Annotated in this window: 16 protein-coding genes; 11 read left to right on the top strand and 5 right to left on the bottom strand. The window is 37.0% G+C overall.

Annotated features, from left to right (window positions below; genetic code table 11):
- Positions 1-16 precede the first annotated feature (16 nt).
- Positions 17-1,045 carry a DNA polymerase III subunit delta gene (holA, locus tag PYW42_RS10320; protein WP_002411100.1) on the top strand — a complete coding sequence of 343 codons (1,029 nt, stop codon included), beginning with the start codon at positions 17-19 and terminating at the stop codon, positions 1,043-1,045.
- Positions 1,046-1,096: 51 nt separating this feature from the next.
- Here the strand turns inward: holA and PYW42_RS10315 are convergent, their stop codons facing one another.
- Positions 1,097-2,038: a ketopantoate reductase family protein gene (locus PYW42_RS10315; protein WP_002411102.1), complete on the bottom strand. Its 942-nt coding sequence runs from the start codon at positions 2,036-2,038 to the stop codon at positions 1,097-1,099.
- A gap of 168 nt (positions 2,039-2,206) precedes the next feature.
- Between PYW42_RS10315 and PYW42_RS10310 the strand changes: the two genes are divergently transcribed.
- Positions 2,207-2,764: an acyl-CoA thioesterase gene (locus tag PYW42_RS10310; RefSeq protein WP_002382741.1), complete on the top strand. Its 558-nt coding sequence runs from the start codon at positions 2,207-2,209 to the stop codon at positions 2,762-2,764.
- Positions 2,765-2,850: 86 nt separating this feature from the next.
- On the opposite strand, the gene rpsT is transcribed toward PYW42_RS10310, so the two are convergent.
- Complete coding sequence (rpsT, locus tag PYW42_RS10305) at positions 2,851-3,102, bottom strand: 30S ribosomal protein S20 (RefSeq protein ID WP_002356703.1); 252 nt, start codon at positions 3,100-3,102, stop codon at positions 2,851-2,853.
- Between the two features lie 210 nt (positions 3,103-3,312).
- Between rpsT and PYW42_RS10300 the strand changes: the two genes are divergently transcribed.
- Genes PYW42_RS10300 through PYW42_RS10290 form a run of 3 tightly spaced genes read left to right on the top strand, consistent with a single transcriptional unit; the run spans position 3,313 to position 5,788 of the window.
- Entirely contained in the window at positions 3,313-4,347 is a 1,035-nt protein-coding gene (locus tag PYW42_RS10300) for an inorganic phosphate transporter (RefSeq protein ID WP_002356704.1), read from the top strand.
- A gap of 12 nt (positions 4,348-4,359) precedes the next feature.
- The gene (locus tag PYW42_RS10295) at positions 4,360-4,983 is read left to right on the top strand and encodes a DUF47 domain-containing protein (protein ID WP_002411104.1); all 624 of its coding nucleotides are present in this window, start codon (positions 4,360-4,362) and stop codon (positions 4,981-4,983) included.
- A gap of 19 nt (positions 4,984-5,002) precedes the next feature.
- Positions 5,003-5,788: a ChbG/HpnK family deacetylase gene (locus PYW42_RS10290; RefSeq protein WP_002374323.1), complete on the top strand. Its 786-nt coding sequence runs from the start codon at positions 5,003-5,005 to the stop codon at positions 5,786-5,788.
- 38 nt (positions 5,789-5,826) lie between these two features.
- On the opposite strand, the gene PYW42_RS10285 is transcribed toward PYW42_RS10290, so the two are convergent.
- Entirely contained in the window at positions 5,827-6,657 is an 831-nt protein-coding gene (locus PYW42_RS10285; RefSeq protein WP_002356708.1) for an undecaprenyl-diphosphate phosphatase, read from the bottom strand.
- Positions 6,658-6,772: 115 nt separating this feature from the next.
- Between PYW42_RS10285 and PYW42_RS10280 the strand changes: the two genes are divergently transcribed.
- The 5 genes from PYW42_RS10280 to PYW42_RS10260 all read left to right on the top strand — a co-directional run bounded on the left by PYW42_RS10280 (position 6,773) and on the right by PYW42_RS10260 (position 12,016).
- Positions 6,773-7,333, top strand: coding sequence for a PTS sugar transporter subunit IIA (locus tag PYW42_RS10280; RefSeq protein ID WP_002382745.1), 561 nt, complete (start codon positions 6,773-6,775; stop codon positions 7,331-7,333).
- A gap of 296 nt (positions 7,334-7,629) precedes the next feature.
- Positions 7,630-8,739, top strand: a complete 1,110-nt coding sequence (locus PYW42_RS10275) for a DUF871 domain-containing protein (protein WP_002382746.1) — start codon at positions 7,630-7,632, stop codon at positions 8,737-8,739.
- The gene (gene murQ, locus PYW42_RS10270; protein WP_010816159.1) at positions 8,714-9,604 is read left to right on the top strand and encodes an N-acetylmuramic acid 6-phosphate etherase; all 891 of its coding nucleotides are present in this window, start codon (positions 8,714-8,716) and stop codon (positions 9,602-9,604) included. The genes PYW42_RS10275 and murQ overlap by 26 nt, the downstream gene beginning before the upstream one ends.
- A 22-nt stretch (positions 9,605-9,626) precedes the next feature.
- A complete protein-coding gene (locus PYW42_RS10265) occupies positions 9,627-11,081 on the top strand; it encodes a PTS transporter subunit EIIC (RefSeq protein ID WP_002382747.1) in 1,455 nt (484 codons plus the stop codon).
- An 86-nt stretch (positions 11,082-11,167) separates the two neighbouring features.
- Positions 11,168-12,016, top strand: a complete 849-nt coding sequence (locus tag PYW42_RS10260; protein ID WP_002382748.1) for a MurR/RpiR family transcriptional regulator — start codon at positions 11,168-11,170, stop codon at positions 12,014-12,016.
- Positions 12,017-12,065: 49 nt separating this feature from the next.
- On the opposite strand, the gene PYW42_RS10255 is transcribed toward PYW42_RS10260, so the two are convergent.
- Both PYW42_RS10255 and PYW42_RS10250 read right to left on the bottom strand, forming a co-directional pair.
- Entirely contained in the window at positions 12,066-12,776 is a 711-nt protein-coding gene (locus PYW42_RS10255) for a histidine phosphatase family protein (protein ID WP_002411106.1), read from the bottom strand.
- Positions 12,777-12,816: 40 nt separating this feature from the next.
- Positions 12,817-13,443 (bottom strand): MBL fold metallo-hydrolase, encoded by a 627-nt coding sequence (locus PYW42_RS10250; protein WP_002411107.1) that lies wholly within the window; start codon positions 13,441-13,443, stop codon positions 12,817-12,819.
- A gap of 219 nt (positions 13,444-13,662) precedes the next feature.
- Between PYW42_RS10250 and guaD the strand changes: the two genes are divergently transcribed.
- Complete coding sequence (gene guaD / locus PYW42_RS10245; RefSeq protein ID WP_002411108.1) at positions 13,663-15,048, top strand: guanine deaminase; 1,386 nt, start codon at positions 13,663-13,665, stop codon at positions 15,046-15,048.
- Positions 15,049-15,051 lie beyond the last annotated feature (3 nt).

Here is a 15,051-nt window from a genome sequence, read left to right as displayed (position 1 = left end):
GAAAAGGAGCGAGCCAATGGAGTTACAAAAAGCTTTGAAAGAAGTGCGAGAGCAAAAAATCGCTCCAGTGTATTTATTAATAGGAACAGAACTTTATTTAACTGAATTATTTAAAACAACATTGATGAAAGAATTGTTGACGGAAGAGGATGATCAATTTAACTTTTTCTCATTTGATATTGAGGAAACACCTTTAAGTGCAGCGATTGCTGAAGCGGAAACAATTCCGTTTTTTGGTGATTATCGCCTTGTCTTTGTGGAAAATCCTTACTTTTTAACTGCCGAAAGAAAAACAAACGGTGTGGAACATGATGTCAATCTTTTATTGAATTATTTGGAAAGTCCATCACCAACAACTGTTCTTGTTTTTATGGCCTCTTATGAAAAATTAGATGAACGCAAAAAAGTTACCAAAGCATTGAAAAAAAATGCCACAGTAGTTGACGTCAATCCAATGGATGAAAAGGCTATTCGTCAGTATATTTCTCAAACGATTGAGAGCGAAGGGTACACTATTCGCTCCGATGCTTTTGATTTATTACTTCAATTGACAGACTTGAACTTATCAAAAATTATGGGAGAATTACAGAAGCTGTATTTATATGCCCTTGAAACGAAGACAATTACACGAGGTGCGGTTCAAGAATTAGTCCCTAAGTCTTTGGAACATAATGTTTTTGATTTAACCAACGAAGTACTTTCTGGAAACAGTGAAAAAGCTGTTCAATTGTATGAAGATTTACTTTTACAAGGAGAAGAAACCATTAAGTTAAATGCAATCTTATTGAATCAGATTCGCCTTTTTCTGCAAACCAAAATTTTGGCTAAGATGGGCTATCAACAAGCGAATATCGCTGATACATTAAAGGTTCATCCTTATCGAGTCAAGTTAGCGTTACAACAAGTCCGACGATTTGAATTGTCTCGATTAGAAAGACTTTATGATGAATTAGTTGAAAATGATTACCGCATGAAAACGGGCCAAATGGATAAAGAATTACTATTCCAATTATTTATTTTAAAATTGACTGCACAAGCAAAATAAGAAAATGCCAGAGGCAATCGTCATACAACGATTGTCTCTGGCATTTTCTTATTATTTAGCTCCTAATAGTTCTTCTTTTCCGTGAACAAGCTGTGTCAACATGGCACAGAAAGGTGTTGCTACGTTGTATTTTTGTCCTTTGCGCCAAACAGCACCATTAATGTAATCAATTTCTGTGAGACGATGATTTTTAATTAAATCTTGATACATAGACGGATAGTGCAAGCCAATACCGTTTGGATCATAAGTTTGAGCAATATGTGTATAGACTTCTGCTTGATCTAAATGAATGGCTTCTTTTTCTGCGACTGCTGCAAATTCACTGATTAATGTTTTAACAAGGGATTCACTAACAGGTAGTGCACCAAATTCGGCAATATTACAATCAAGGATTGTACACAAACCATTTAGCGTGCCATTGACACAGGCTTTCCGCCAAATAGAGTAGCGAACATTGCTACTATAGCTTGGATTTAAACCAGCTTTTTGGAAGACATCAACGACTTCTAAAGCAAATTCTTTACCAGAAGGATCAATATTTTCTAATTCAATTTCGCCATCACCTAAAAGTTTAACACGTCCCGGTCCTTCTAAACCAGCTGTCCACATGGTAATGCCAACCAAGATGTTTTCTTTTGGCACATATTTTTCTAGTACATCTTCATGACCTAAGCCATTTAATAAACATAGTACATACGTTTTTTCAGTAATCATTGGTTGAATCGCTTTAAACATTGCATCTAATTGTTGTGCTTTGGTTAAAGCAATAATTAAATCAACTTGTTCATTTTGATGGTCAATTTCTTCTGGTGAGAAGATTGGTAGTTTTGCGACAACTTCTTCTCCATTAAAATCAGCGATTAAACCATTTTTACGAATGGCTTCAATGTGCGCGGGCCATTGATCGATTAAAGTTACATCATTTCCGCCTTGATGCAACATAATTTCTAAACGGCTGCCCATAGCGCCGGCACCAGCAATTGCAATTTTCATGTGTATCCATCTCCTTAAAAGTTCTTTAACCGTTATTATTATACAGCAACTTTCTTAAAAATGAATAAATGGGACTTGCAAATTTGTTATTTTTTAAATGTTTCCTAAAAAGTAAGGATTGCATCAAATGGTAAAGTAAGCTAAAGTAAAGCGTGGAAAAGTTTATAAATGAAAGTAGAGGAATCGTTAATGACGAAAGAAAAATTTTGTCGAGAATCACGAGTGATTCAAACACATCGTGTATTTCCCTTTGATTTAAATCCCTTTGGTGCACTATTTGGTGGGAAATTAATGTCTTTAATTGATGACGCCGCATCCATTTCCGTTTCACGACATTGTCGGAGAGGGGCAGTTACAGCATCTTTAGATAACTTGAATTTTTTAAAACCTTTAAAAGAAAATCACTCAGTGTGTGTTGAAACGTTTGTTTCTGGTGTGCATCATAAATCGATGGAAGTATTTGTTAAAGTTGTAGGAGAAGATTTAACAACTGGAGAGCGTTATTTAGCGGCGACTTGTTTTACAACTTTTGTAGCCATTCCGTCTCATATGAATCCTGAAAGTGACTTCCAATTAGCGGCAGTCGTCCCAGAAACTGCAGAAGAAAAGTTGATTTGTTCCAATTATGAAACGAGACGACAACAACGTTTAGCTTTGCGAGAAGAGACTAAATTATTTAGTCAACATCTCACAACGGATTTACCGTGGATTGATTCACCTTTATAAAAAAATGTCCGAGTCTTTGTGAAAACAGACTTGGACATTTTTGGATGAAAAAAGAAGCTAACATGAATGCTAACTTCTATCTCACATTATTTAGCTAATTTGCTTAAACGAATTTTATCGCGGTTAGCTTTGTTTTTATGGATTAAACCTTTAGTTGCAGCCATATCAACAGCTTTAACAGCTTCGTTGTATAAAGCATCGACGTTATCAGCTCCAGCAGCTACAGCTTCTTCAAATTTCTTGATTGCTGTACGCATTGCGTTTGTTTGAGATGAATTTTTCGCATTCGCGTTAGCACTTGTACGTACGCGTTTGATTGCAGATTCGATATTTGGCATTTGTTTCACCTCCGATGATTTAGGTTTTACACTGGTCAGCCAATGTAATTCAACAGTAATCATTATACCTAATCCATTGTTCCATTGCAATAAAAGACGACAAGTTTTTTTCCTTAACAGACAATTTCAAGAAAAAAATAAGAAAATTTGCCAGAGCCTTAAGAAAAAAGCATACATTTTTTTTAAAACATGCTATGATAAAATAGATAAATGAAAAATGGTGGTGTCTTTGTGAGTATTGCATTATTGGTAACGATTACTTTGGTAATGGGTGTAATTTTTGTTAACGGTTGGACGGATGCGCCGAACGCAATTGCAACCGCTGTCTCGACTCGGGTGTTAAAACCGAATGTCGCAATTTGGATGGCTGTTGTGATGAACTTTTTAGGTGCATTAGTCATGACCTTTTTTAATGCCCAAGTAGCTGAAACGATTAGCAACATTGTTAGTTTTGACGCAAATGGAAACGCTTCACAGGTGGCTTTGGCTGCTTCGCTTTTTTCAATTGTGGTTTGGGCAGTTGCTGCGTGGTATTTTGGTATTCCCACAAGTGAAAGCCATGCGTTAATTGCCGGTTTGACTGGTTCGGCAATGGCATTAGGTGGTTTGGGTGCAGTCAATGGCTCGGAATGGATCAAAGTGCTTGTTGGCCTAGTTGTTTCTACCGTTATGGGCTTTGGCGGCGGTTATTTGATTGCCAAACTTGTTGTGAAAGCTTTCTCGGCTGTGCCTAGAAGAAAAGCCAACAAATTTTTTACAGTTGGGCAAGCCTTTGGTGCAGGAGCTAATGCTTTTTTACATGGTGCGCAAGATGGGCAAAAATTTATGGGCGTGTTCATGTTAGTGCTTTTTTATAATAATTTAGTCGAAAAAACAGGTGGCGGTTTTGTGATTCCGTTATGGGTTATGGTTCTGTGTTCCATTACAATGGGCATTGGAACTTCTGTGGGCGGCATGAGAATCATTAAATCAGTCGGGATGGATATGGTAAAACTCGAACGCTATCAAGGCTTCACTGCAGATTTAAGCACGGCTATTTGTTTATTTTTAGCATCGGCTTTTGGGATTCCAGTTTCAACTACTCATACAAAAACGACAGCGATTATGGGAGTAGGTGCTTCTAAGCGAATCTCAAGTGTTGACTGGCGTATCGTGAAAGAAATGCTGATAGCATGGATTTTAACTTTCCCAGGATGTGGGCTGATCGCTTATGTGATGTCAAAATTATTTATTGCAATTTTTTAAGGAGAGAAAAACATGGCACGTAAAAAACAATTTGATTATTTTGGAGAATTAAACCAGTTAGCAACAAATGCTTATGAAGCGGCAAAGGTTTTGCAAGAAATTGTAGACAATTATTCATTAGAAAACTTAGTAAAAAAATCAGAAGTGGTTCATCAATTGGAAAAAGAGAATGATGAAATTGTTCGCAAAATTTTAAATGAACTCTATATTTCCTTTATTACGCCGATTGATCGAGAAGATATTGTCGATATTACGGATCACTTAGATAACATTATTGATAGCATTAATAGTTTGTCTTATTTACTTGATCATTTAGTTGTCGAAGCAATGATTGCGCCCGCGCTAGAATTAACTGCTTATATTGTTAAAGCGACAGAAGGCGTTAAATCAGCAACGAAGGAATTTGCAAAATTTAAGAATTCTAAAACGTTAGTTTCATTGATTGATGAAGTCAATACGATTGAATCTCAAGGCGATAAATTATACAGTAGCGCCATGAAAGATTTGATGACTAACGAAAAAGATTTATTAAAAGTTATCAAGTGGAAAGATGTTTATGATCAGCTTGAGCGCACGATTAATGATTGTGAATCAGCTGTTAATATTATTGTCGGAATTGTCATCAAAAATACGTAAAGAAAAGAGGGGGGAGCTGTTGGTTAAAGTAATTATTGATGCTGATGATTTTGGGATGTCAGAAGCGATTAATCATGGCATTATCAAAAGTTATGTCGATGGTTTAACAACGTCGACACTTTTGATGCCCAATTTACCAACAGCAGAACATGCCGTTGCGTTAGCAAAAAATTATCCAGGCTTATTTGTAGGTCAGCATACGAATTTTTTATTAGGGAAACCTTGTGCGGACCCATGTATGATTCCTTCACTGGTAGATGAACAAGGCAATTTTCATCGCTCTTCTTATTATCGTCAACAAAAGCAAGTAACCTTCGTATATGAAGAAGTACGACTTGAAACGATTGCACAATTGACGCGCTTTAAGGAACTAACTGGACATTATCCTGAACATTTTGATTGCCATTCGATTGGTGATGAAGTGGTTGATCAAGTATTTTTAGAATTAGCAGAAGAGTACGGACTTCATACAACCCTGAAATATAGTGGGGAAAAAGAATATCCACCGCAACAAGGTTATTTCCAGGTGACACATTTGTTAGAGTCTGGCGCGTTATCTTATATTCACGAAGGCGTATCAGTGGAGAATTTTTTAGAAGATGACTTTGGTTTATTACGGATGCCGGAATCGGCAATTGCTGAGATGCATTTTGATGTTGGGTATTTGGATCAATTTGTGTTAGACAATTCTTCTTATACCACTTTACGCTGCAAAGAATTAGCAACGATTTGTGATCCTCGTGTTCGTCAGTGGTTTGAAGAACAGGGGATTGAGCGGATAACGTTTGGCGATTTAAAAAAATAAAACCGTTGCTTTCAATAGTGAAAGCAACGGTTTTATTTTTATGAGAATAACCAGTAGCCAATTAAAATCGCACCTAAAATTACACGATACCAACCGAAAACTGTAAAATCGTTTTTCTTCAAGTAATTCAATAAGAATTTAATCGCAATGATGGAAACAACGAAGGCAACAATAGAGCCAGTTAATAAAATAATGATTTCTTCTGATCCAAACGTATTTCCTTTGGCCAAGAATTTAAAGATTTTTAAAAAACTTGCTCCAAACATTACTGGAATTCCTAAGAAAAATGAAAACTCTGTTGCAACAAAACGTGAGGCCCCAATTAAGATTGCCCCTAAAATGGTCGCTCCTGAACGTGAAGTTCCTGGAATTAATGCCAGTACTTGGAAAGCACCAACGATTAAAGCGGCTTTATAAGTGAAGTCTTTTAGATTAGTACACTTCGGTGCAACATTTTTATTTCGTTTTTCAATGATAATAAAAGCAATCCCATAAACAATTAACATAATCGATACTGTTAAAAAGTTATAAAAATGTGCATCTAAATAATCATCAAATTTTAGACCAATAACTGCCGCTGGTAAACAAGCGACTAAGACTTTAGACCAAAGAATCCAAGTATCTTTTTTCTCTTCGCCATTTTTCTTTGGTGAGAAAGGATTCAATTTGTGGAAGTATAAAATAACAACCGCCATAATTGCTCCCAATTGGATAACGACGTTGAACATTTCCATAAAATCTTTACTTAGATCGAGTTTAATAAACTCATCCACTAAAATTAAATGTCCGGTACTACTAATTGGAAGCCACTCGGTAATTCCTTCGATAATACCAAGAATAATTGCTTTCCATAGGTTAGCAAAAAGCATGTCACCATTCCTTTCTGAAATAAATGCAAAATACATCAAGTATAAGTATACCCGCTGACAAAGTAAATGCCAATGCAAATTCTTATTTTAAAATAAATTTTAGAATTATACAAAGGTGCCACTTGTAATTCATGAAACTTTTTTCTATACTAGTGATACTTTAAAAAATGGGGGAAGAGAAATGTTTGGATTTTTGAAGAAAAAGAATGAAGTTGTCGAAAATAATACAATGTATGCCGTTGCCAATGGAACCGTTATCCCAATTAGTGAAGTGAATGATCCTGTTTTTTCACAAAAAATGATGGGAGATGGCTACGCAGTAGTTCCAGAAAATGGTGAAATTTATGCACCTATTGAAGGAGAAGTTTTAAGCGTTTTCCAAACAAAACATGCCATTGGTTTAAAAATGACAAACGGTCTTGAAATTTTATTACACATGGGTATCGATACGGTGGAGTTAAACGGGGCACCGTTCACTATTAAAGTGAAAGAAGGCGACCAAGTGACTGCAGATACGGTGGTCGCAATTGCTAATTTAGAAGCAATTAAAGCAGCTGGTAAAGGAACTGAAATGGTTGTCATCATTACCAACATGGATAAAGTAGCACAATTTTCGTTAGAGAAAACTGGCGTGGTTACAGCTGGTACACCAGTTGGCTCTGCCACAGCCAATTAATGCATTAGACGAGGTCGGGACAGAACCGTTTAGCTCCGAGAAATAAGAAGAAATTTCCGAAAATTGATCTTTGATTTTTGGAGAATTTCGGCTTATTTCCGAAGGAGTTGGTTCTGTTCCCGCCGTTTATCAGTTTTTGAGCGTGGAGCAAAAATCCAAAGTGATTTTTGTTCCACGCTCGTTTTTTTTGAACAGAAATAAAATTTTATTTTGGGATTAAAAAATATTTAGAAAAATAGTTGAAATATTATTTCAAACAAGTTATAATGAAAGCGTATTAGAGAGGAGCTAAAAAGATGTATGGTATTTCAGTTTTTCTTGGTGAAGAGATTACAAACGATACAATTATTTATATCAAAAAGATGAAAGCGCTTGGATTTGATGGTATTTTCACTTCTTTACACATTCCAGAAGATGATACTTCCCTTTACCGCCAACGCTTGACTGATTTAGGGGCAATTGCTAAGGCAGAAAAAATGAAAATTATGGTAGATATTTCAGGTGAAGCGTTAAAAAGAGCGGGTTTTTCTTTCGATGAATTAGAGCCTTTAATTGAGTTGGGCGTAACTGGCCTCCGGATGGACTATGGCATTACGATAGAACAAATGGCTCATGCTTCACATAAGATTGATATAGGATTGAATGCTAGTACCATTACACTGGAAGAAGTGGCTGAGTTAAAGGCTCACCAAGCGGACTTTTCTCGCTTAGAAGCTTGGCATAATTATTATCCAAGACCTGAAACAGGCATTGGAACAACATTTTTTAATGAAAAGAACCGCTGGCTTAAAGAATTAGGCTTACAAGTTTTTACTTTTGTGCCAGGAGATGGGCAAACAAGAGGCCCAATTTTTGCTGGTTTACCAACATTAGAAAAACATCGTGGGCAAAATCCTTTCGCCGCTGCTGTTGGTTTGATGGCTGATCCTTATGTCGATGCTGTTTATATTGGTGATCCCAAAATTAGTGAGCGAACCATGGCTCAATTTGGTTATTATCACCAAACCAATCAATTTCTGTTAGAAGTAGCACCTAGCAAGAGCCGCTATTTGAAGCGAATACTTGGGACTCATACCAATCGTTTAGATGCTGCAAGAGATGTTTTGCGAAGTGAATTATCAAGAACGAGTGAAATGTTCAGAAAAGATGAAATTGCAACGATTGAGTCAGAGCAGACTGAAGCCCGTCCAGTGGGAACCGTAACGATTGATAATGAAAAATATGGTCGCTATATGGGAGAAATTCAAGTCACACTGGTGGACTTGCCGAAAGATGAAAAAGTCAATACGATTACACAAATTATTGAAAAAGATCAAACGATATTGCCGTTAATCAAGGCAGGCAATCAATTTACGCTAGTCACGGAAGGAACGATAGAGAATGAATTTAGAAAACTTAACAACTGAACGTAGAAATGAAAATACAATGGGCTTAGATGAGATGAGTGTCAAAGAAGCTTTACAAAAAATGAATCAAGAAGACCAAAAAGGTGCAATGGCAGTGGGTCAAGAATTAGCAGCCATTGAACCAGTGGTAGAAGCCATCATCAAAAGCTTCAATCAAGGCGGCCGCTTGATCTACATGGGCGCTGGTACGAGTGGTCGGTTAGGTGTCTTAGATGCAGCCGAATGCGTACCAACTTTTGGCGTCGAGCCAGAGATGGTTCAAGGCCTCATCGCTGGTGGACAAAAAGCAATGACTGTCGCAGTAGAGGGTGCCGAAGATTCAAAAGAACTAGGTCGTCAAGATTTAGTTGATCTAAAATTATCAGCAAATGACATTGTTGTTGGGATTGCAGCCAGTGGTCGGACGCCTTACGTAATTGGCGGTTTAGAATATGCTACAACGGTGGGAGCAGCCACCGCAACTGTGGCATGTAATAAAAATGCCGAAATTAGTAAATATGCGCAAATGCCGATTGAAGTAGATGCAGGACCTGAATTTTTAACAGGTTCGACTCGCTTGAAATCTGGGACAGCTCAAAAATTAATTTTAAATATGTTATCAACTATTTCCATGATTGGTATTGGGAAAGTCTACAATAACTTAATGGTTGATGTAAAACCAACCAATGAAAAATTAGTGGAGCGTTCCAAACGGATTATTATGGAAGCAACGGGTTGTAGTTATGAAGTTGCCGAACTAAAATTTGTAGAAGCAGAAGAAAATGTGAAGTTAGCAATTGTAATGATTTTAACTGATAGTACTAAAGAAGAAGCAACACAAAAATTAATTGACGGGAATCAATTTATCAAGAATACATTAAATTAAGGAATTAGGAGGGTGTTTTAACATGGCAGAAGAAAGAATTAAACGCATTGCTGATGGGATTTATAAAGAAGTTGGTGGTCAAGAAAACGTGGACAAAGTCATTCATTGTATGACTCGTGTTCGTATGGATATCCGCGATTATGACAAAGTGGATATTGAAGGATTGAAAAAAATTGATGGCGTTATGGGCGTCGTAGAAGACGATACGTTGCAAGTAGTTGTTGGTCCAGGGACTGTTAACAAGGTTGCACAAGAAATGGTAGATCAAGCAGGTGTCAAATTGGGAGAACCATTTAATCATGGCACCGCAACTGATGATTCAGCAGGCAAATCTGGAAAAGATTTAGTAGAAGAAAAAGCCGCTCAAATGAAAGCACAACAAAAAGCGAAACAAAATAACACTTCACCATTTAAAAAAGTGTTAAAAGCCATTTCTAGTATCTTTGTTCCGATGATTCCTGCCTTTGTTGGGGCTGGTATTATTGGCGGGATTGCAGCTGTTATGTCTAACTTAGTTGTTGCTGGTGATATTTCAGCTTCATGGCAACAATATATTGATGTCTTAAATATCATTAAAAATGGGATTTTTGCTTATTTAGCTCTTTACACTGGGATTAACAGTGCCAGCGTTTTTGGTGCAACGCCAGCGTTGGGTGGTGTTATTGGGGCAGTCACAATGTTGACAGGAATGAATCCAGATGCTCCAATCAGTAATATTTTCACTGGGGGAACATTATCTGCAGGACAAGGCGGAATTATCGGTGTTATTTTTGCCGTATGGTTATTATCCTTGTTAGAAAAACAATTGCATAAAATTGTCCCAGAATCAATTGATATTATCGTAACGCCAACCATTTCACTTTTAGTGATTGGCTTAGCAACTATTTTCTTAATCATGCCTGTAGCCGGAGCTATTTCTAATGGCTTAGTTGGTATTATCAATGTTGTCTTAGAAAAAGGTGGCATGGTTGCTGGCTTTACTCTTGGTTTAACCTTCTTGCCAATGGTAATGTTTGGTTTACATCAAATTTTGACGCCAATCCACATTGAAATGATTAATCAAACAGGGATGACTTTGTTATTACCAATCTTGGCCATGGCTGGTGCGGGACAAGTCGGTGCAGCTTTAGCATTATGGATTCGTTGTAAATCAGATAAAAAATTAGTTGAAATGATTAAAGGTGCCTTGCCAGTTGGGATTTTAGGTATTGGTGAACCATTAATCTACGGAGTTACTTTACCATTAGGACGTCCATTCATTACTGCTTGTATCGGCGGTGGTATTGGTGGTGCGGTGATTGGGGCCTTCGGTAATGTTGGTGCGATTGCTATTGGACCAAGTGGGGTGGCTTTAATTCCATTAATTGCCAACAACCAATGGCTTGCTTATGTATTAGGTTTATTGGCTGCTTACGCAGGTGGTTTTGTAGCAACGTTATTCTTTGGGATTCCTAAAGATATGCAAACAACTAAATAATAAATAGAAAAAGGAGAACTTGGCTTCTCCCTTTTTCTTTGTTAAAATTTAATTGCGTAGGAAATGGTGTATCAGGAGGGGTGTTTATGCAACAAAATATTGTCTTATCTATCCAAGATCGTCTACAACAATTACCAAAATCAGAACGAAAAATCGCAGAATATATTTTAAAAAATACAGAAACAGTTATTTCAATGAATGCGCAAGAGCTAGCGAAACAAGCAGGATCAAGTCCAGCGGCAATTATTCGCTTTTGTCATTCTATGGATGTGAATGGCTTCACAGAATTGAAACTTTTATTATCTGCAAATCTTGGCCAAATGAAGCAGCAAATGTACACTGAAGTTACTAAGGGGGAATCAACAGCTGACATTAAACAAAAGTTACAGGCGCGCTTTGTTCATGTGGTTGAGCGAAGCGGTCAGACATTAGAGGATGTCGCAGTGAATGAAGCCGTTGATTTGTTGGAAAAAACAGAAGTAATTTTTGTCTATGGGTTGGGTGCATCTTCGTTGGTTGCTCAAGATATTTATCAAAAATTTACGCGATTAGGCCGAACGGTATTTACAACATTGGATCATCATTTATTTGCTTCTATGTTAGGCTCAACAGAAAAGCCTAGTGTTTTTATTGTTATTTCTAATTCTGGAACGAATAAAGAAGCAAGTACTTTAGCTGATTTAGCGAAGCAGCAAGGGATTCCTATTATTAGTATCACACAAGATGAAAAATCAGTGATTGGTGAAAAAAGTGATATCGTCCTCCAAACCTCTAGTGGGGAAGACGTGCCATTGAGAAGTGCGGCTACTGTTTCCTTGGTGGCACAATTGTATGTAGTCGATGTTTTATTTTTTGCTTATGCAGCAAAAAACTATAAGGAAACCTTAGAAAAAATTCAAATCTCAAGAAAAAATGTAGAACGTTTAAAAGAATAAACAAAAAGAGAAGGTTATCTGTCATTTTGACAGATAACCTTCTCTTTTTTTACAATAAACAGCGCTTTTCAGCGATCTTTTTTCCCTTTTCAATATAAGAAATATCATTAATTCCTTGAATGGTAAATGTTCCTTTTTCGTAAGTTAAGGTCGTCACGCTACCATTCTCCAGTGCCATCTGCATAGGCAAACTTGCATCAATTAAGGAAAGTAAAAAGGAAATTGTTAGTCCATGGGAAACCACCATGACTTTGCCGCCACCATTTTTTTCTCGATGATGAGCGATATCTTCGAAACCAGACCAAACACGATCACGGATAACTTCATAAGGCTCCGCCCAGTCAGCCGTATCGGCTTCAATAATAGCATTTGCTAACTCGCGATAGGTAATCTTCGTGGTCATCATGTCTTCATAACTTTTAAAAGCTAAAATGCGTGGCACCACACCCCAAAGTTCACCATCATAGCCGCCATCTAAAGAACCAAAACACCACTCACGAATCCGTTTATCGGTTAGGTAAGGAATCTTTTGGTGGTTTTGATGTTCTTGTAAAATAATCTGAGCGGTTTGCATGGCACGACCACTATCACTACTATAGGCTTCCTTAAAGTCTATGTCTCTAAGACCTAAGCCTAAATGATAAATGCCTTCTTCTCCTTGTTTGGTTAAGGGGGTATCTGACCAGCCTTGGGTACGGCCAATCGTATTAAACATCGTTTTTCCGTGACGAATAATATAAAGTGTCGTTGCTTCAGTCATTGCTACTCCTCCTAAGTTTCTTTAAATAGTGAATAAATCTCTAATTAAAAAATGGGTTTGTGGCTTTTTCATGTTGAATGGTTGTGGCATCACCATGGCCTGGATAAACAGGAAATTCTTCTGGTAAAGTGAATAGATAGGTCGTAATGCTGTGTAATAATTGTTGCATATCACCAGTGTGTAAATCGGTACGACCAATACTACCTTTAAACAATGCATCCCCAACAACAACAAAATCATCAAAGACAAAGCTGACGCTACCAATTGAATGACCAGGTGTTGGGACTACGGAAAATTTCATGCCGCCAATTTCATAATCGGTTAGTTTAAATTCGTGTTCGGCGGGTTGAACAATAATATTTGCTATATCATCATGTCTGCCTAATCCTGAAAGATTCAAAATAGGATTGGAAAGCCACGCTTGTTCTAATGGACTAACATAAACAGGGATTTGATAATGATGGCGCAATTCTTCTACCGCACCAATATGATCATAGTGAGTATGTGTTAATAAAATAGCGGCTGGTTTCTTCCCTAAACGGATAATTTCTTGAATTAGTTTTGCTCCTTCTGCACCTGGATCAATAATTAATAATGCTTCTTCATTATAAACAAGATAACAGTTCTCTTGAATAACACCTGTTCTAATTTGTTCGATCTGTATCATCTCAGGACCTCCTAAAGTTCTAACGATTCTCTTCAAGTATACCGAAGAATCTTAAGAATAGAAAGTTTTCTTGTTTATCCAAAGAAAAAATAAATCATTCTTAGAATGTTCGGTTTTTGCTTGTTTGAACATGGATTTTTTTTAAAAAAATCACATTTTTATAGTTATTAAACGAAAGTTTATGTATAATCTTCATGTGATAGTAAGGAGGAGTATTAAATGTTTCATTTTGTAATAAAAGGAACAGGTTTTTCTAGTAAAAATTTGCAAGAGATTAAAGTCTATGAAGAGACACTTTTTTGTATAGATGAGGCCGGAGTAATTCAGGAAATAATTGAACCAGATGCTGAAGCGTATGAAACTGTGCTAGCAGAACAAAAAGAGGCGCAACGTTTTCAAGAATTGCCCCAAGATTCTTATCTTTTACCCGGCTTTGTTGATTTACATGTCCATGCACCTCAGTGGGCACAATCAGGGACCGCCTTGGATATTCCATTGCATGAATGGCTGAATACGTACACGTTTCCTTTGGAGTCCAAATTTGCAGATTTAACATTTGCCCAACAAGTCTATGATGAATTGGTAACCCAATTGTTAGCTAATGGGACAACAACAGCCCTTTATTTTGCAACCATTCATTATGAAGCTAGCCGTTGTTTGGCAGAGATTTGTGCGGAAAAAGGGCAGCGTGGCTTAATTGGTAAAGTTGTAATGGATGATCTTAATGAGAATCCAGAGTACTATCGTGATCAAACAACGGAACAAGCATTAGAAGAAACGGAACGGTTTATTCAAGAAATTCAAACATTAGCGCAGCAAACAAAACAAGGCGTATATCCCGTTGTAACTCCGCGTTTCATTCCTAGTTGTACAGAAGAAGCACTTAAAGAATTAGGAGAATTAGCAGCGAAATATCAAGTCCATGTTCAAAGTCATTGTAGTGAGAGTGATTGGGAACATCAATTTGTTCAAGAACGTTTTGGAAAAAATGATGCTCAAGCATTGAATGATTTTGGTTTATTGACAGAAAAAGCAGTGATGGCACATGCAGGCTTTTTAGAAGAAGCAGATATGAATTTATTCCATGAAACAGGGACGGCTGTGGCGCACTGCCCAATCTCTAATGCTTATTTTGGTAATGCAGTAACACCGATTGCAAAATTAGTACATCAACATCAAGTAGAAGTTGGTTTAGGTAGTGATCTTTCAGGTGGTTTTTCACCAAGTCTTTTTGACAATTTAAAGCAAGCGGTTATTTCTTCTAGAATGTTAGAAGATGGCGTCGATGCTACAAAAAAACCAGAAGTACGAGGTGTTAAAACAGCACGGATTACAGTAAATGAAGCGTTTTATTTAGCTACTGCTGGTGGTGGTCAAGCGCTAAGTTTACCAATTGGAAAATTAGAAAAAGGGTATGCTTGGGATGTTCAAATTATTAATACAAGCTTGTCACAAGCACGAATCCCTAAAAATCCAGGGGAATCATTGCTTGATGTTTTCCAAAAAATCTTATATTTAGCACGACCAGAAAATATTCGAGAAGTCTGGGTACAAGGTGAAAAAGTACATGATAAAAATTTAATGTCAGCAACTAAAGGAGTATAAAAA

This window comes from Enterococcus faecalis (assembly GCF_029024925.1).
Classification (GTDB): domain Bacteria; phylum Bacillota; class Bacilli; order Lactobacillales; family Enterococcaceae; genus Enterococcus; species Enterococcus faecalis.
The sequence above is the reverse complement of the archived record's forward strand: the minus strand, read 5'-3'. Positions and strand labels throughout refer to the sequence as shown.